The following is a 17,575-nucleotide window of genomic DNA, read 5'->3' on the forward strand; positions in this document are numbered from 1 at the left end:
CGTTTCTTTTTTTACCCATCTCGTGGGGATTCTGGCCTTGCGGCCGCCAGAGCAATTCCGGGGCAGGTTTTGATCTGGATCAAGCATCGTTGAAAGAGTAGTCCCATTTTTGCTGTAGGACTGTGTGGTCTTTTGCCGCGTGACAGCTTGCCTCAGCCCTGTTCTTGCAACTATTTGTTACAGCTTGATGCTAATCTCGCCATTCCCCCGCTGCCGACCTGATTGCCGATGCCCAGTGAACCCGCGTTGCTGTTACGTCACCACCGCCCTTTCATCGCGTTCTGGCTGGCGCGGATCTTTACCGCCAGCGGTTTCCAGATGCTCACCGTGGCGATCGGCTGGAACCTCTACCAACTGACCGGCAACGTGCTGGACCTGGGGCTGGTTGGCCTGGTGGAATTCGTACCGCGCGTGCTGTTCATGCTGCACACCGGGCATGTAGCCGATCGCTATGAGCGACGCAGGGTCGCCGCCATTTGCCAGACGTTACAGGCGCTGATTGCCTTGTCCCTGGCCATCGGCGGCCTGACCGGCAACGTGACCCGCGAGATGATCTTTATCCTCGCCTTCCTGCTGGGCGCTGCGCGCTCATTTGAAATGCCCACCACCCAGGCGCTGCTGCCGAGCATCGTGCCCAGCGCGTTGTTCCCACGGGCCGTGGCGGCATCGCAATCGGCCCAGCAACTGGCGACCATCGTCGCACCCGCCGTTGGCGGTTTGCTCTACGCGTTTGGTAGCGTGTGGGTGTACGGGCCGACCGTGGCGCTGTACCTGATTGCCTGCGTCCTGACCTTGAACCTGCCCGCCCGCCAGACGCCGCTCAACAAAGCCAAGGCCACGATGGACTCGCTGCTGGCCGGCATCCGCTTTATCCGCAGCCGCCCGGACATCCTCGGCGCCATCTCCCTGGACCTGTTTGCCGTACTGCTGGGCGGCGCCACCGCGTTGCTGCCGGTGTTCGCCAAGGACATCCTGCTGACCGGCGCCTGGGGCCTGGGCCTGCTGCGTTCGGCACCGGCGGTGGGCGCCTTGCTGATGTCGCTGTGGCTGGCGCGGTTCTCGGTAGACCGCAAGGTAGGACGCGTGATGTTCACCGCCGTCGGCGTATTCGGCGTGGCGACCATTGCCTTCGGCCTCTCGACCTCGTTCTGGTTCTCCCTGGCGGTGCTGGTAGTGCTCGGCGCGGCGGACATGATCAGCATGGTGATCCGTGCGTCGTTCGTGCAACTGGAAACACCGGATGAGATGCGTGGGCGAGTCAGTGCGGTCAATGGCCTGTTTATCGGTGCATCCAATCAACTGGGCGAGTTCGAATCCGGGATAACCGCCCATTGGTTCGGCACCGTGCCGGCGGTGGTGATGGGCGGGATCGGCACCCTGGTGGTGACCGGGGTATGGATCAAGTTGTTCCCGACCCTGGCCAATCGCGATCGTATGCATGTGCCGGTGGAAGAAACCAAGCCATAAGCTTAAGCGTTGTACCCTGTGGGAGCCGGGCTTGCCCGCGATAACGGTGTATCAGGCAACTCTCTGGTGGCTGAGGCACCGCTATCGCAGGCAAGCCAGCTCCCACAGTTGGAGCTTCGGTGTTTGGAACACCGGTGCTAGAGCACTTTATCCAAGGTGATCGGAAACTCCCGCACCCGCTTGCCGGTGGCATGGTAAATCGCATTCGCCACCGCCGCCGCCACGCCGACAATGCCGATCTCCCCCACGCCCTTGGACCCGAGTGCGTTGACCACATCGTCGTGTTCTTCGACAAACAGCACGTCAATCTCGCCGATATCGGCGTTCACCGGGATGTGGTACTCGGCCAGGCTGTGGTTCATGTAGCGTCCCAATTGATGGTCGACCTGGGTCTCTTCATGCAGCGCCATGCCAATGCCCCACACCACGCCGCCAAGGATCTGGCTGCGGGCCATCTTCGGGTTGACCACGCGCCCCGCAGCAATCGCGCTGACCACACGGCTGACCTTGATGGTGCCCAAGTCTTCATCCACCCGCACTTCGACGAACACCGCCGAGTGCGTAGCGCTGGCATAGCCCTCGCGCTTCTTGTCGGGCTCGCTGTCGACCTGTACCTGCAAGGCGTCTTCACCGCTGTCCTTGACCAGTTGCGCCAACGACACGCTCACGTCACCGCTGTGTAGCTGGCCGTCTTCAAACCGAACCGAATCGGCATCCTTGAATACCGGGTAAGTCTGCCGGGCGATCTCCAGCAATTTGGCATTCAGCGCTTCGCACGCTTGCTGTACGGCGGTGCCGACGGAAGACACGGTAAACGAACCGCCCTGCAACGGCGCCGTGGGCAATGACGAATCACCCAGCAGAAAGCTGATATCGGCCATCGCCACGCCACTGGCCTGAGAGGCAATCTGGGTCATCACCGTGTAGGTGCCCGTGCCAATGTCGGTGGTGGCACTGCTGACGGTGAGTTTGCCGCGGCTATCGATGCGTGCCTTGGCGCTGGCCTTCATCTGCATGGCTTCCCACACCCCACCGGCCATTCCCCAGCCGATCAACTGGCGACCGTCGCGCATACTGCGCGGTTCCGGGTTGCGCTGGCTCCAGCCGAAACGTTCGGCACCTTCGCTGTAGCATTCGCGCAGGGCTTTGCTCGACCAGGGTTTGTCTTCGTTCTGGTTACGCTCGGCGTAGTTGATCAGCCGCAGTTGCACCGGGTCGATGGCCAAGGCACAGGCCAGTTCATCCATGGCACATTCCAGGCCGATCACGCCCAGCGCAGCACCGGGGGCGCGCATGTCCAGCGGGGTAAAGACATCCAGCGGCACCAGCTTGTAGGTCAGTTGCACGTTGTCGCAGTGATAGAGCATGCCGCTCCACTCCACCACGTGCTCGCTGAAATCCTCGAAGCGCGAGGTCTGGCCAATCGCGGTATGCCCCAGGGCCAGCAAGCGCCCATTGGCGGCGGCCCCCATCTGCAAACGCTGCAAAGTGCGTGGGCGATAGCCGAAGGTGAACATCTGCTGGCGAGTCAGGGTCACGCGCACCGACCGCTTGAGCGCCAGGGACGCCATCACTGCCAGTGGTAGTTGGTACTGCGGGCGCAGGCCCGAACCGAAGGCGCCACCGACAAAGGCAGCAAAAATGCGCACCTGGCTTTTATCCAGGCCGAACACTTTTTGCACGTACGCTTGGCAGTTCTGCGGGCCCTGGGTTTTGTCGTGGATATGCAACGTGCCGTCCGGCTGATACAGCACGGTGCTGGCATGGGGCTCCATGGGGTTGTGGTGTTCGATGGGGGTGCTGTAATGCAGATCGAGGCTGATCGCCGCACCGGCCCACTCGGCCTGAAAGTTACCGCGTGGTTTGGGCGGTGTCTGCGGTGAAGGGTAGGCCCCTTCCTGCTGGGTGAGCAGGTCCGTTTCGAAATCTTCAGGCGCGTATTCGATGTGCACCAGTGAACCGGCGTGCCGGGCCAGTTCCAGGTTATCGGCAATCACCAAGGCCAGGGGCTGGCCGCTGTAAAGCACGCGGTCGTTGTACAGCGGGCGAAAGGGTGAGCCGTCGGCGGCATCATCATCCTGGAAGGCGTCGTCATAGCTGGCGATTCTGGGGCGATTGAGGTGATCAATGACCTCGACCACGCCGGGCAAGGCCAGGGCCCTGGAGGCATCGATCTTGATAACGCGGCCTTTGGCGATGGTGCTGGAGACGACACTGCCATGCAGCAGGCCATCCTCAGGGAACTCACCGGCATAGCGCGCCTGGCCTGTGACCTTGAGCAGACCGTCGACACGGTCCAGGGGTTTGCCGATGGCACTCATGGCTGTTCTCCTGCGACAGCGGCGTCGCTCAAGGCACGGATGATTGCGCGTCGTGCCAGTTTGATCTTGAAGCCGTTGTGCTCCAGCGGCTCGGCGTCTTGCAATAGGGCATCGGCAGCGTTGCTGAAGGTTTCGCGGCTGACGGTCTGACCGATCAATGCCGCTTCCACTGCGCGGTCGCGCCAGGGTTTGTGCGCCACGCCGCCAAGGGCCAGGCGCGCATCGATGATGGTGTCGCCGTCCAGTTCCAGCGCCGCAGCCACCGACACCAAAGCAAAGGCATACGAGGCCCGGTCGCGGATTTTCAGGTAGTGGCTGTGCCGGGCCAGATGGTCGGCAGGCAGTTCGATCGCGGTGATCAGTTCGTCATCGGCCAATTGGTTGTCGCGCTGTGGCGCATCGCCGGGCAGACGGTGGAAATCGGCGAACTCGATGACACGTGCCCCCCCACGCCCTTCTACATGCACCCGTGCCTGGAGCGCCGCCAGGGCCACGCACATGTCCGAGGGATGCGTGGCCACGCACTGCTCACTGGCGCCAAGGATCGCATGGATGCGATTCAACCCCGTACGCGCCGGGCAGCCGCTACCGGGCTCGCGCTTGTTGCACGGCACCGTAGCGTCATAGAAGTAGTAGCAGCGGGTACGCTGCAACAGGTTGCCACCGGTACTGGCCATGTTGCGCAATTGCGGCGAGGCTCCCGCCAGGATCGCTTGGGACAACAATGGGTAACGCTGTTCGATCAGCGGGTGCCAGGCCAGATCGGCATTGCTCACCAGCGCGCCGATCCGCACGCCGCCGTCGGCGGTTTCTTCAACCTCGTGCAAGGGCAAGCCGGTGATATCGATCAAGTGTTCCGGGCGGCTGATGTTTTCTTTCATCAAGTCCAGCAGGTTGGTGCCCCCGGCAATAAAGCGCGAGGCCGCGTTGCTCAGGTGCACCGCCTCTTGAACATCGGCAGGCTTGCTGTAGTGGAAGGGGTTCATTGTTCACCTCCCGAGCGGTGGCACGCCGGCAGCGCCTCTTCGATGGCGTCGCGGATATTGCTGTAGGCACCGCAGCGGCACAGGTTGCCGCTCATCAGTTCCTGGATCTGCGCACGGTCGTGGGCGCGGCCTTCATTGGCCAGGCCCACGGCGGAACAGATCTGGCCGGGGGTGCAATAACCGCACTGGAAGGCGTCATGCTTGATGAAGGCTTGCTGCATGGGGTGCAACTGGTCGCCTTCGGCCAGCCCTTCGATGGTGGTCAACTCGGCGCCGTCGCACATCACGGCCAGGGTCAGGCAGGCATTTACGCGCTTGCCGTCACGCAATACGGTGCAGGCACCGCACTGACCGTGGTCGCAGCCCTTTTTGCTGCCGACCAGGTCCAGCTGTTCGCGCAGCAGGTCGAGCAAGGTGGTCCAGGGCAGCACATCCAGTTGGCGCGGCTGGCCGTTGAGTGTCATGCGTATCGGGTGGCGGGCAAACGGCTGGGCCGCCGCGCCATTGGGGTTTGCGCTCATAAACACCTCACGGGTTGAAGTACATCCGCGGCGTTCAGGAAAATCGCCGTCTTAGGGGTACGACTTCCCGGGATTTTGAGCGTTCAAGATGATTGATCAGCGGATATTGAGCTGGGCTTTCAAGGTGTTTTGCGGGGGGTTGATCGAGGTATTGGTGAATTCGAACCAGCCCTGGGCCTGGACATTCAGGTCGAACACATAGATGTAGCCCATCAAGGTGCCCACGCCGTTGCACGCCTCACTGATGTTGCCCACCTGGCACACCGCCGTGCGTTGCCCGTTCAACTCTGCGCCATTGAAGCGGCCCATCGGGCTGTTGCCCAGGCCGACTTCCATGACCGACACCTGGGTGGGCCCACGGTGTTCGCACATCTGGGTGGTGTTCACCCGTTCGGGGATGGTTTCGCTGCATTTTGCCGATTCCACCTTGAACACCCGCACCTCGCTCAACGCCGGTGCAGCCGCGCCCCACGCCGGTGCTGCGCCCAGCCACAGGCTGATACTGGCGATCAGAGCTAGACTCCACGCGTTGGCTTTTTTCATGCTGGCAATGACCCGGTATTGAACGTCGGCGCAGTATGCCTCAAGGCCATGCGCCACACAGCCTCGGCTGCTGGTATGATGCGCCGCTTTTTCCGATCCTCTCTGAAACCACAGGCGCTTGGCGCAGTTTGTGCTTTGACTTAGAGGTCAACAAATAACGACGCACAATAGCGTCACAGGGAGCCGGCATGCTGGAAAAGCTGTTTCAACTCAAAGCCCACAACACCAATGTGCGCACCGAGATTCTTGCGGGGATCACCACCTTCCTGGCCATGGCCTACATCCTGTTCGTGAACCCGAGCATCCTCGGCGAGACCGGCATGGACAAAGGTGCGGTATTTGTCGCGACCTGCCTGGCGGCGGCCATCGGTTCCACCGTGATGGGCCTGATCGCCAACTACCCGATTGCGCTGGCGCCGGGCATGGGCCTCAACGCGTTCTTCACCTACACCGTGGTCCTGCACATGGGCCACACTTGGCAGGTGGCACTGGGCGCGGTGTTCATTTCGGCGGTGCTGTTCTTCCTGCTGTCGATCTTCCGCATCCGCGAGTGGATCATCAACGCCATCCCACTGCCTCTGCGCTCGGCAATTGCTGCCGGTATCGGCCTGTTCCTGGCGCTGATTGCCCTGCATAACGCCGGGATCGTGGTCGCCAACCCGGCCACCCTGGTGGGCCTGGGCGACTTGAAACAACCGGCCCCAATCCTTGCGACGCTGGGTTTCGTCCTGATCGTCGCGCTCGAAGCCCTGGCCGTACGCGGTGCGGTGCTGATCGGTATCCTGGCGGTGACCATCGCCTCCATCGTATTGGGCTTCACACCCTTCATCGGTGTGACCTCGGTGCCACCCTCGCTGGCTCCGACGTTCCTGCAGCTGGATATCAAGGGCGCGCTGGATATCGGCCTGGTCAGCGTGATCTTCGCCTTCCTGTTCGTCGACCTGTTCGATAACTCCGGCACCCTGATCGGCGTCGCCAAGCGCGCCGGCCTGATGGGCAAGGACGGCCATATGCCGAAAATGGGCCGTGCGCTGATCGCTGACAGCACCGCCGCCATGGCTGGCTCGCTGCTGGGTACTTCCACCACCACCAGCTACATCGAATCGGCCGCAGGCGTGAGCGCCGGTGGCCGCACCGGCTTGACCGCCATCGTGGTCGCGATCCTGTTCCTGCTGGCGCTGTTCTTCTCGCCGCTGGCCGCCAGCGTGCCCGCGTATGCCACCGCGCCAGCCCTGCTGTTTGTAGCGGTGCTGATGAGCCAGGGCCTGGCCGAAATCGACTGGGATGACATTACGGTTGCAGCGCCGGTGGTGATCACTGCCCTGGCGATGCCCTTCACTTACTCCATCGCCAATGGCATCGCCTTCGGTTTCATCGCCTGGACCGCCATCAAGCTGCTTTCGGGCCGCTACCGTGAGCTGAACCCGGCACTGGTAATCCTGTCGATTCTGTTTGTGATCAAGCTGGGCTGGTTCAACGCATGACTTTTGACGCCGCAAGCTACACCGCTCAACTGCAAGACAAGGTCACGCGTTTGCGTGACCTGCTGGCACCCTTCGACGCGCCCGAACCGCAGGTCTTCGATTCGCCCTTGCAAAACTTCCGCCTGCGCGCGGAGTTCCGCCTGTGGCGCGAAGGCGGTGATCGCCATTACGCAATGTTTTCCCAGGACGACAAGCGCACGCCGATCCTGATCGAAGCATTTCCGATTGCCAGCCAGCGCATCAACCAGTTGATGCCGCAACTCAAGGCCGCCTGGCAAGCCAGCGCCGCCCTGAGCCACAAGCTGTTTCAGGTGGAGTTCCTCACCACCCTGGCAGGCGACGCGATGATCACCCTGTGCTATCACCGCCCGCTGGACGAGCATTGGCACACCGCCGCGAACAAGCTGGCGGCTGAGCTGAATGTGAGCATCATCGGCCGCTCCAAGGGCAAGCGCGATGTGATCGGCCAGGACTACGTAGTGGAGAAACTCGAGGTCGGTGGCCGCACCTTCAGCTACCGCCAGCCCGAAGGCGCCTTCACCCAGCCCAACGGTACGGTGAACCAGAAGATGCTCAACTGGGCATTTGAAGCCTTGGGCGACCGCCCGGACGATTTGCTCGAACTCTACTGCGGCAACGGCAACTTCACCCTGCCGCTGGCCACCCGCGTGCGTAACGTGCTGGCCACCGAGATCAGCAAGACCTCGGTGAACGCGGCCTTGAGCAACCTCGATGAAAACGCGATCGGTAACGTCAAGTTGGTGCGCCTCTCCGCCGAGGAACTCACCGAGGCGCTCAATGAAGTGCGCCCATTCCGCCGCTTGCACGGCATCGACCTGAAAAGCTATGAGTTTGGCAGCGTATTCGTCGACCCGCCCCGCGCCGGCATGGACCCGGACACCTGCGAACTGACCCGGCGTTTCGACAATATCCTGTACATCTCCTGCAACCCGGAGACGTTGGCCGCCAACATCGCGCAACTGCATGACACGCACCGGATTACCCAATGTGCGATGTTCGACCAGTTCCCGTGGACGCACCATATGGAATCGGGTGTGTTGCTGACCCGCCGATAAAACCGCGGGGCATCGACCCAATAATGTGGGAGAGGGCTTGCTGTGGCGAGCCCCCTCCCACAGGGGTTACTCATGTGTCTGGTGTTTCTGGTACGTCCTTGCGTGGCCGCCCGCCCTTCTTGCCATTGGCGCGGGCGGCGGCGGATTTGGCCGCGCTGCTTTTGCGACCATTGCGCGATGCCACCAGGCTGGTTGCCAGGTCCATCAGCGGCTGGCTTGTAGCGATCAGGCCGGTAATCGAAACGTCCAGGTCCTGAGCTTCACAGCTTATCGCTTTGCCACCGAACGTCACTTCCAGTTGCTGAAAGTCTTTCTCTGAAAACCCCTCGAACTCCGGCAGGCCAGCCACCGGCAACACCACGCGGCTGCCATCGCTGAAGCCGATGGAGAGGCAGTCGTTTTCATAACGCACATTGCTGGCGTTGGCGTACAGGCGCTTCAACCTGCGCCCTCGGGCGATTGCCTTGTCAACGTCGGCCTCAGTGAGAGGTACATAAGGTTTGACCTTAGCTTTTACGATCTTCATAAATTAATCCCCACGCAATCTGGCGCTCTTACCAGATTCAAAATAGTCCGTTGCTCGACAACGTCGTGCCGGGCGCTTGCGATGACGTAGACGCCCGGTCGAATGACCAACCCTGGAACCAACTCACCAGCGTCCCCATCCCAGGAATGATTCTCCAGACAAACCGTCTGCAGTTTTTCCCACCAAATCCTGCGTGCCCGCGCCAAGTAGTGCCGCTGCATGATCGCCTCGCGTATTTCCTTCAGTACCGACATGGGTGGCCGCCTCCGTTCAGGCTCTACGTCCCACAACTCAACATCCCCACCCAAAAAACTGAAGCGAAAGCGTGTATCCCATCCCTTGCCCCTGACATGCACATGGGGCGGGCAATGCTCATCCCTGATAAACACTGAAATCACGTAGCCTTTGTAAGCACCTACTCTCATCGTAACCCATCCGTTAGGTTATTTTCCGCCAGGTAACAATTTCCCTCTGCCACCCGACAACCGGCTCCTGATTCCCGAAGCTGTTTCACAGACTAGTAACCACAAAAAACCCGGCGAATGCCGGGTTGTAACCACTCATGCCGAGGGCCGGAAATACCCGGCCAACGCCCGCAAGTCCTGCTCGCTCAGCAACCCCGCGTAATACTTCAACTGAATGCGCGCCAGCAGGTACGCGTGGCGTGCATTGGCCAGGTCACGGCGGGCGGTGAACAGTTGTTGTTCGGCGTCGAGTACATCAAGGTTGACCCGCTCGCCGCCACTGACGCTTTTCTTCGTGGCGCTCACCAGCGCCGTGGCGGAACTCACTGCCATTTCATAGGCCCGCACCTTGGCCGCGCCGCTGGTGTTGAGGTTGAATTGCTTGCGCAACTCCACCAAGGTTGCGGCGGTTTGCGCGTCCAGCTCGTATTGAGCCTGGGACAATTGGTTGGCCGCCTGACGGGTAGAGGCTGAGACCGAGCCACCGGCAAACAGCGGCAGGCTGATCTGAATGCCGACGCTGTTGGTGTCGTACTTCTGGTTGTAACTGCTTTCTGAGTCGGAACTGGTCTTGCGACTGGTCGCGTACAGGCTGACCTTGGGCAAATGCCCGGCGCGCTTGCGCTCCACTTCATAAGAGGCCACGTCGAGCGCGTGGTGCTGGGACTTGAGTTCGGGGTTGTTGGCCATGGCCAGTTCACGCCAGGTTTCGAAACGGTTGGGCTCAAGCGGCGCGATCTCGAATGAGCTGGCCAGGGGCGCCAGCTCTTCGATGTGCAGCGGCTGGCCGACAATGGCTTCCAACTCACGTAAAGCGCCGTCCTGGGCATCCACGGCTTCGATCTCTTCGGCCTGGGCCAGGCTCAGGCGCGCCTGGGTTTCAAGCACATCGGTACGCGTGCCCTCACCGCCTTTGAGCAGGCGGTCATTGAGTTGCAGGCGCTCGGCAAACGTACGCTTCTGGGCACGGCTCAACTCGATGCGCTCTTGTGCCAGCAATGCCTGGCTGTAGGCGCTTAGTACCCGCACGGCCAGCTCCTGGCTCTTGCCGCGAAAGCGCTCGTCGGCCATCAACGCCTGGGCAGTACCTTGGCGAAAACGCGCATAGGCTTCGTAATCGAGCAGCGGTTGCTGCAAGGTCAGGGCCGAGGCGTAGCTGCGGTAATTGCGGTCGCTGGTGGCATTACCCACCGCCGTACTCTGGGTGACTTCGGACTCATTGCGCGAGTTGTTGTAGCTCCATGAAAGGTTCGGCAGCAACGCGGCTCGACCAATCACGCGGTTTTCTTCACCGGCCTCACGCTCCTGGATCGCCGCCTGAAAGGTCGGGTCGTTGCGTAGCGCCAACTCATACACATCCAACAGACCCAGGGCGTTTGCCGCTGGCGTGCAACTTAAACAGAGGGTGAACAACAACGCCTTCATTCTTCCACCAGGGCCATATGGGTACGGTCCAGCAAGGGTTTGAACAGGTAGTTGAGCATCGAGCGCTCGCCGGTCTTGACGAAGGTCTCCACCGGCATCCCCGGACGGATCTGCACGCCGTCCAGTTGCTGCATACCCGCTGCGCTGACCTGGGCCCGTAGCGTGTAATACGGCTCATCGGTGCGCTCATCGACCTGGCGGTCGGCCGAGACCAACGTGACCTCGCCCGCCACCCGTGGCGTGGTGGATTGGTTGAATGCCGAAAACATCAACTCAACCGGCAAGCCCGGGTGCACCTTGTCGATCATCTGTACCGGCACCCGCGCCTCCACCCACAACGGCTCGCCCTGGGGCACGATGTCCATCAGGGCCTCACCGGGCTTGATCACGCCGCCCTCGGTGTACACCTGCAACCCCACCACCACGCCGGATGCCGGTGCACGCACCAGGCTGTTGGCCAGTTCGAACTCGGCGGAGGCCAGGCGATTGCGCAAGTCCTCGCTGCGGGTGCGAGTCTCGGCCAACTGGGTGCGCAGGTCTTTCTGGAAGTCTTCGCCCAACTGGCGGATGCGCAAACGCAACTCCAACACCTGGCGCTGCAACTGGCCGATACGCCCGAAATCCTCGGCGATGGCGCCGTCGATCTGCGCATACAGCCGCTCGCTGTCGAGCAGGCGATTGCGAGGGATGTAGCCGTCGCGTGCCAGTTCGCGCAGGCCCTGAAGCTGTTCACTCAACGCCGCCCGCTGTTGCACTTTGCTCGCTTGGGAGGCCCGCGTGCCGCGCAACTGCGCCTCAAAGCCGGCGATGGTTTCGCGCAGGCCCGCCTGTTCGGTGGCCAGGGCCTGGGCACGGCTCTGGAATAACTGGCGTTGCAGGGTCAGGGTGTTTGCGACGTCGGGATCGGCCAGCAACTCGGGGCCAAATGCAATGGCCGGCAAGCCTTCGCTCTCGGCACTCAAGCGCGCTTCGCTGGCCAGCGACGCCAGGTATTGGCTGCGCAGTGACTGCATCTGCCCGCGTAACGGTGTTTCTTTCAGGCGCAACAACACCTGGCCTGCGCGTACCCGGTCACCGTCACGCACTTCAATACGCTCGACGATCCCGCCCGCCGGGTGTTGCACCGTCTTGCGATGCCCCGACACCATGACCTTGCCCGGCACCGCCACGCCCTTGTCCAACGGTGCCAGCGCCGCCCAGCCAAGAAAGCCGGCAAAGCCTCCAAGCACCAGCCACCACCCCAGGCGCGAATATTTTTTGTCATCCAGCGCCAACACGTTGTGTGGCTGGTCGCTGATCAACGCAGGTTTGCTCTGGTTCATGCGGGTTTTCCTTCACCGAAGCGGTAGCTCATGCTCATGCTCGACACCGGCTTGCTGGCCACAGGTTTTTGCCGCGCCTCCAACACCCGCGCCGTCGGGCCGAACGCCTGCATCTGGCCGTCCTTGAGGATCAGCAACTGGTCGGTCAGGCTCAGCACATTGGGTTTGTGGGTGATCAGGATCAGGGTGCGGCGCTGTTGCTTGAGCTGGGCGATGGCTTGCAGCAGCGCCTGCTCGCCCACTTCGTCGAGGTTGGCATTGGGCTCATCCAGCACAATCAGCGCCGGCAGGCCGTACAGCGCACGCGCCAGGGCCACCCGTTGTTTTTGCCCGCCGGACAAGCCTGCGCCGCCCTCGCCCAGTTGCGTGTCGTAGCCTTGCGGCAGTTGCAGGATCAGCTCGTGCACGCCGGCCATTTGCGCCGCAGCGAGGACTTTGTCGGCCTCCACCGTTTCAAAACGCGCGATGTTTTGCGCAATGCTGCCCGCGAACAGCTGGATGTCCTGGGGCAAGTAACCGATATGCGGGCCCAGTTGCTGTTTGTCCCACACGGCCAGGTCGGCGCCATCCAGGCGCACCTTGCCGGCCAGCGGTGCCCAGGCCCCCACCAGCACCCGCGCCAGGGTGGACTTGCCGCAGCCCGAGGGGCCGATCACACCGAGCACGTCACCCGCCGGCAGGCTGAAGCCCAGGTTGGCCAGCGCGGGCCGGCGGCTGCCGGGGGCGCAGGCGCTGATCTGCTCCAGGCTTACCTGGCCCTTGGGCACTGGCAGGCTCATGCGTGCCGGTCGCGCCGGGTTATCCTGCAGCAACAACGACAAACGCTCATAGGCCAGGCGCGCCGAACCCCACTGCCTCCACACGCCGATCAACTGGTCGATGGGGCTGAGCACGCGCCCCATCAGGATCGACCCGGCAATCATCATCCCCGGCGTAATGTCGCCGTTGACCGCCAACCAGGCGCCCAAACCCAGCACCAGCGATTGCAGGGCCAGGCGTACGCCCTTGGACCAGGCTGTGACCACCGCAGTCTTTTCACTGGCCAGGTTCTGCTGCACCAGAAACGCCTGGTGCTGGCTGAACCAGCGCCCGCGCAGTGTGGCGAGCATACCCATGGCCTCGATGGTGTCGGCATTGCGCAGGTTGGCCGTGGCCTGCTGACTGGCACTGATCGACAGTTGGCTGGCCAGGGCCATCGGCGCCTGGCTGACATGGTGGTTGGCCCACGCCAGCGCGATCAGCAGCAGCGCACCACCCAGCGCCAGCAGGCCCAGCCAAGGGTGGAACAGGAAGATCACCAGCAGGTACACCGGAAACCACGGCGCATCGAAAAAGGCGAACAGCGCCTGGCCGGTGGCGAACTGGCGCAAGGTGGTCAGGTCGTGCAGGGCCTGGCCCGCGGCCTGGGTGCCGCCCTTGAGTTGCGCTTCATAAGCGGCGTCGAACACCCGCTGGTTCAAACGCATGTCCATCTGCGTGCCGAGGCGAATCACCACTTGGCTGCGCACCCACTCCAACGCCCCCATCAAGGCGAACAGGCCGAGGATCATCAGCGTCAGCATCAGCAGGGTCATCTGGTTGCCGGAAGCCAATACCCGGTCGTACACCTGCAGCATGTACAGCGCCGGGGCCAGCATCAGCAGGTTGATCACCGCCGAGAACAGGCCGATGTTGAAGAAGGCGCTTTTATAGGCCGTGAGTGCAGCCAGCATCTCATTCGCGCGCTTGGCACCGGGCCGAGTCATGGAGGTTGTCCCATTGAAGAGTCAAGCAAGGGCTCGCCCGGTGCGTTGACAGCACCTGCGGCGCACCCACAGAATTTGCCCCCGCCGCCGCACTGGCCTTCGAAAACTCGGGCGGCGACGGGGTTTCAACCAAGCCGGTGAAGGCGTGAGCTTTCATCGGCTTTTTTGCATCAGGCGGCCAGGGCGAAGTCTTGCGGCGCATCCTGAATCCCGACCAGGCCCACATCGGCAGCGGCGAACGCAGCCGAATCCTGATGCGCCACACCGGCGGCGGCCAGTTGGTCGAAGGTGGAGTTGACCGACAGGCTTGGGTCGATGCCCTTGAGCAAGGTGTCGATTGCCGAGGCCAGCGCCGAACTGTCACCGCTCATCAGGCCGTACACGATTTTGTGCACCTGGCCGTCACGGCCTTCGGATTGCAGACTCGACAGGCCCAGGTTGGTGAAGCTGACTTCCTGGTTGGCGATGCTGTAGCCACCGCTGGTTGCGCCACCGGCGAGGGTATCGCCCAGGGTCAGGCCATCGAGCGAGCCCCACAGGGTGTGGGTCGGCGGATTGAACAAGGTGTAATGCAGGCTGCCTTCGGCAACCACTGCCGCATCACTGACGCTGCTCGAAACGCCATATTGGGTGCCGTCGAACGGCCCAGGATTGAAACCACCGGTGTTCGCACCCTCTTTGACCGAACCTTCACGGTGGTTGAGATCACCGAAGTAGGCCGACCAATCGCTCAGGTACTGGGCGACGGTGCTAGCGGCGTAGGTCGTGCTGTATGAAATAGAAATGCTCATGCAAAACTCCAAGTCATTGGGTGGTCACTCCGCAGCAAGCAATTGCCTGCTGTGGTTTTGCCCGTTACTGGGCAAAAGCGGTCAGAACTGATATTCAACGGTGCCCTGCAACGTACGCCCACGGCCCAGGGTGAAGGCCAGCACATCGCCCAACGGCACCAGGTAGGCGCGATCGGTGACGTTTTCCATGGCCAGGCGCAGGGTCAGTTGATCGGTGGCGCGGTAACTGCCGTAAAGGTCATAGACGGTGTAGGGCTTCCAGTCGGCGGGGTAGACGCCGGTTTGCGCGGTGGTCACCCCGGCGGCGCCTTTGACGTAGTAGCCCGCGCTGTAGCGAGCGCGCACGCCCACATCCAGCTTGCGCTCAAGGAACCGTGCGCCCAGGGTGGCGGTGCCACGGTCCATGGGCATGTGTTCGGAAGAGCCCAGGATCGCGCTGCAACCCACGCCGGCATTGGCCGCATCGTCCGGTACCATCGCATCCACCGGCGCCCGGTTGCCGGGCCGCTTCTGGGTTTTGGTCACGCCGCCGAGCCAGGCGGTTTTGCTGCAAAACTTGTTGCTGCCGAGCATCCGCGTGTAGTTGAACTGGCCGTAGGCAAAGCCGGCGTCGTAATCGAGCTGGTACTCAAGGCCACGAAAACGCGTGGTTTCCAGGTTGTTGACGTAGGCCGCACTGCCGATATTGACGTTGCCATAACCGGGTGGCTGCACGCCCAGGGCCATATAGGAAAAGTCATCGACCCGGGTGTTGAAGTACGACACTTTCATGCCCGCGCGATCATCGGCGAACAGCAGGTCTTGCTTGAGCACATTGAACCCGACTTCCCACGCAGTGGATCGCTCCGGCTTGAGGTAGGGGTTGGGGAGAATCGACTCCGAACCACCGCCATGGGGCCGACCGCTGACCAGGGCTTCGGTCACCGCCGGCGGACGCCAGCCCTTGCCGTAGGTGGCGAAGAGCTGCAACCAATCGACGCCGGGCTTGATCGACAGCCCGAAGGTCGGGGAGAAGCGGCCCTCCTCGCGATCCACGTCGTAATTGACCGGCACCCCAATCTGGCGGGTGGTGCCGAGGATGAACGTGCGGGTGTTCAAGCCGGTTTCGCCGCGCAGCCGATAGCGGTCATAACGCAAGCCGGCGTTGAGGTTCAGCCAACCGTCGTAGTCCAGATCCAGGCGCCCGAACACGCTGCCCATCGCGCGGTCGCCTTTGGGCGTGATGCTTTCCGCCGCCGACGCCGTCAGCGCCGAGCCGGCTTCTACGGCCTGGTTGGAATCGGGCCGAACCTTATCGTAGAAAAACTCCAGCCCGTAGTTGGCCTTGAGTGCGGCCAGCTCGGTCAGGGCAAAGGTCGAGGTGTTCTGCGCCTGCACGCCATAGGTATTGGTTTGATAGGTAACGTCGTAACCCTTGCTGATCCCCCTGGCCAGCGTGGATTGGTCATTGCGCGTATCCACATGGTAAAGCTTGGCCTTGAAGTCGATCAGCGGGTTGTCCGGTGCGTAGCTGTAATCCAGCGCGAAGTTCTGCGCCTTGACGTTGCTGCTGCCGAGCTTTTCCCACAACTGGGACTTTTCGGCGGTCATCATGTTGACGTCGTCGTAGTCGACCTCGGTAACCAGGTAGCTCAGTTGCAGACGCTGATCAACTGGCAGGTTGAGCCCCAGCTTGAGCAGGCGCGAGCGCATCACCGAGCCTGAATAGGCGACCGTGCTGTGCTTGATGCGCGCTTCACTGGCCGGCATGTACGCCGCACCGGTACGCAGCTCGCCGATGCTGCCCTTGGTGCCGGGGTTGTAATCGCCCAGGTGACGCTCACTGGCGGCCACCAGCATGTCCCACACGTCGGTCCCCACGGCAAACGCCGAACTGCCGATAAAGTGCGTGCCGTTGCTGCGCCCGCCCAACCCGGTGGTGAGGCGAATGCGCCCGCCGATTTGCTTGCCGTCCTTGAGCAGGTCGGCGGCCTCCACGGTACGGAAATTGGCCACCCCGCCAATCACGCCCGCCCCGCCTTGGGTTGAGGTCGCGCCCTTTTCGATCACCACTTCGGACAACAACTCTGGGTCGACATACAACGTGCCATTGCGTTGCTGGTGGCCGCTCTGCTGGTAATTCTGGCGCATGCCATCGACCGACATATTGACCCGGCCATAGTCCTGGATACCGCGGATATTCACGGACAGGCCAGGGTCTTGCTGGCTGACGGCGGAATAGACGCCAGGCGCCTCTTCGAGCATCTCGGCAGCATGGCGTGGCGGGTTGCGGTCCAGTTGCTCGCGATCGACCACGCTGACCGAACGTGGTGTTGAATACACCCAGTCCTGCTTGTGCAGGCCGGTGATGGTGGTGGTGCCCAAGGCCAGCGCTCCGGCCTGTTGCTCGACGCGGGTCAAGGTGACCTGGCGCTCGCCGGTGAAACGATATTCAACCGGTGCGGCACCCAGCAGGCGGCCAAGACCTTCCTGCACGTCGAAGCTGCCCTTGAGCGCGGAGCTGCTCAACCCTTGCAGGCGCTGGCTGTCGAACAGCACTTGCAGGCCCGCCTGATCGGCGAACGCCAGTACTGCACTGCCCAGGGATTGCGCAGGAATGTCGAACCTCAACACAGCAGATTGGGCTGCGCCAGCCGCAGGCTGCACGGCATGCACCGGCGCGGCGACGGCAAACAATCCCAAGTGAATGGCCAGGGCCAACCGGCTGCCGGTGATACGCCCCTTGGTGAGTGCTGACATGTGTGGTTATCCCTGCGCTAAGCGTTTTTTGTTTATGCGAATGCTTCTCACCTAGCAAGACGCGCGAGACGCGAGAAGTCAGTAAGGCTTTTTAGAAATTTTTAATGAGGGTTTGTCCCGTCCTGAATAAGGTTTACGCCTTCTGGCCTATATTCAGGAGGAGTC

General features: G+C 62.2%; 14 protein-coding genes. 3 read left to right on the forward strand and 11 right to left on the reverse strand.

The genetic code is table 11. From position 1 onward, the window contains the following. Positions 1-228: 228 nt before the first annotated feature. The gene (locus tag E4O98_RS03135) at positions 229-1,467 is read left to right on the forward strand and encodes an MFS transporter (protein ID WP_005791631.1); all 1,239 of its coding nucleotides are present in this window, start codon (positions 229-231) and stop codon (positions 1,465-1,467) included. Positions 1,468-1,604: 137 nt separating this feature from the next. On the opposite strand, the gene E4O98_RS03140 is transcribed toward E4O98_RS03135, so the two are convergent. The 4 genes from E4O98_RS03140 to E4O98_RS03155 form a co-directional block, all read right to left on the reverse strand. After that, on the reverse strand, positions 1,605-3,788 hold the full coding sequence (locus E4O98_RS03140) for a xanthine dehydrogenase family protein molybdopterin-binding subunit (RefSeq protein ID WP_032879389.1): 2,184 nt from the start codon (positions 3,786-3,788) through the stop codon (positions 1,605-1,607). Beyond that, positions 3,785-4,774: a xanthine dehydrogenase family protein subunit M gene (locus E4O98_RS03145; RefSeq protein ID WP_103734825.1), complete on the reverse strand. Its 990-nt coding sequence runs from the start codon at positions 4,772-4,774 to the stop codon at positions 3,785-3,787. The genes E4O98_RS03140 and E4O98_RS03145 overlap by 4 nt, the downstream gene beginning before the upstream one ends. After that, positions 4,771-5,295: a (2Fe-2S)-binding protein gene (locus E4O98_RS03150; RefSeq protein WP_005791634.1), complete on the reverse strand. Its 525-nt coding sequence runs from the start codon at positions 5,293-5,295 to the stop codon at positions 4,771-4,773. The genes E4O98_RS03145 and E4O98_RS03150 overlap by 4 nt, the downstream gene beginning before the upstream one ends. A 96-nt stretch (positions 5,296-5,391) precedes the next feature. Next, positions 5,392-5,838 (reverse strand): DUF4879 domain-containing protein, encoded by a 447-nt coding sequence (locus E4O98_RS03155; protein WP_005791635.1) that lies wholly within the window; start codon positions 5,836-5,838, stop codon positions 5,392-5,394. Between the two features lie 188 nt (positions 5,839-6,026). Between E4O98_RS03155 and E4O98_RS03160 the strand changes: the two genes are divergently transcribed. Both E4O98_RS03160 and trmA read left to right on the forward strand, forming a co-directional pair. Beyond that, a complete protein-coding gene (locus tag E4O98_RS03160) occupies positions 6,027-7,322 on the forward strand; it encodes an NCS2 family permease (RefSeq protein ID WP_005791636.1) in 1,296 nt (431 codons plus the stop codon). After that, entirely contained in the window at positions 7,319-8,398 is a 1,080-nt protein-coding gene (gene trmA, locus E4O98_RS03165) for a tRNA (uridine(54)-C5)-methyltransferase TrmA (RefSeq protein ID WP_078822381.1), read from the forward strand. Before E4O98_RS03160 ends, trmA begins: the two co-directional genes overlap by 4 nt. Positions 8,399-8,468: 70 nt before the next feature. On the opposite strand, the gene E4O98_RS03170 is transcribed toward trmA, so the two are convergent. The 7 genes from E4O98_RS03170 to E4O98_RS03200 form a co-directional block, all read right to left on the reverse strand. Continuing rightward, positions 8,469-8,924, reverse strand: a complete 456-nt coding sequence (locus E4O98_RS03170) for a DUF2442 domain-containing protein (protein ID WP_078822382.1) — start codon at positions 8,922-8,924, stop codon at positions 8,469-8,471. Further along, on the reverse strand, positions 8,921-9,349 hold the full coding sequence (locus E4O98_RS03175; protein ID WP_248134133.1) for a DUF4160 domain-containing protein: 429 nt from the start codon (positions 9,347-9,349) through the stop codon (positions 8,921-8,923). Before E4O98_RS03175 ends, E4O98_RS03170 begins: the two co-directional genes overlap by 4 nt. 135 nt (positions 9,350-9,484) lie before the next feature. Then, positions 9,485-10,813, reverse strand: coding sequence for a TolC family outer membrane protein (locus E4O98_RS03180; protein WP_228309001.1), 1,329 nt, complete (start codon positions 10,811-10,813; stop codon positions 9,485-9,487). Then, positions 10,810-12,135, reverse strand: a complete 1,326-nt coding sequence (locus E4O98_RS03185; RefSeq protein WP_248127601.1) for an HlyD family type I secretion periplasmic adaptor subunit — start codon at positions 12,133-12,135, stop codon at positions 10,810-10,812. Before E4O98_RS03185 ends, E4O98_RS03180 begins: the two co-directional genes overlap by 4 nt. After that, positions 12,132-13,880, reverse strand: a complete 1,749-nt coding sequence (locus tag E4O98_RS03190; RefSeq protein WP_248131675.1) for a type I secretion system permease/ATPase — start codon at positions 13,878-13,880, stop codon at positions 12,132-12,134. The genes E4O98_RS03185 and E4O98_RS03190 overlap by 4 nt, the downstream gene beginning before the upstream one ends. 170 nt (positions 13,881-14,050) lie before the next feature. Next, positions 14,051-14,671, reverse strand: a complete 621-nt coding sequence (locus E4O98_RS03195; protein ID WP_228309004.1) for a heme acquisition protein HasA — start codon at positions 14,669-14,671, stop codon at positions 14,051-14,053. An 81-nt stretch (positions 14,672-14,752) separates the two neighbouring features. Further along, positions 14,753-17,410, reverse strand: a complete 2,658-nt coding sequence (locus tag E4O98_RS03200) for a TonB-dependent receptor (RefSeq protein WP_248134135.1) — start codon at positions 17,408-17,410, stop codon at positions 14,753-14,755. Between the last annotated feature and the right edge of the window lie 165 nt (positions 17,411-17,575).

This window comes from Pseudomonas sp. W2Jun17 (assembly GCF_023127795.1).
Lineage (GTDB): Bacteria > Pseudomonadota > Gammaproteobacteria > Pseudomonadales > Pseudomonadaceae > Aquipseudomonas > Aquipseudomonas synxantha_A.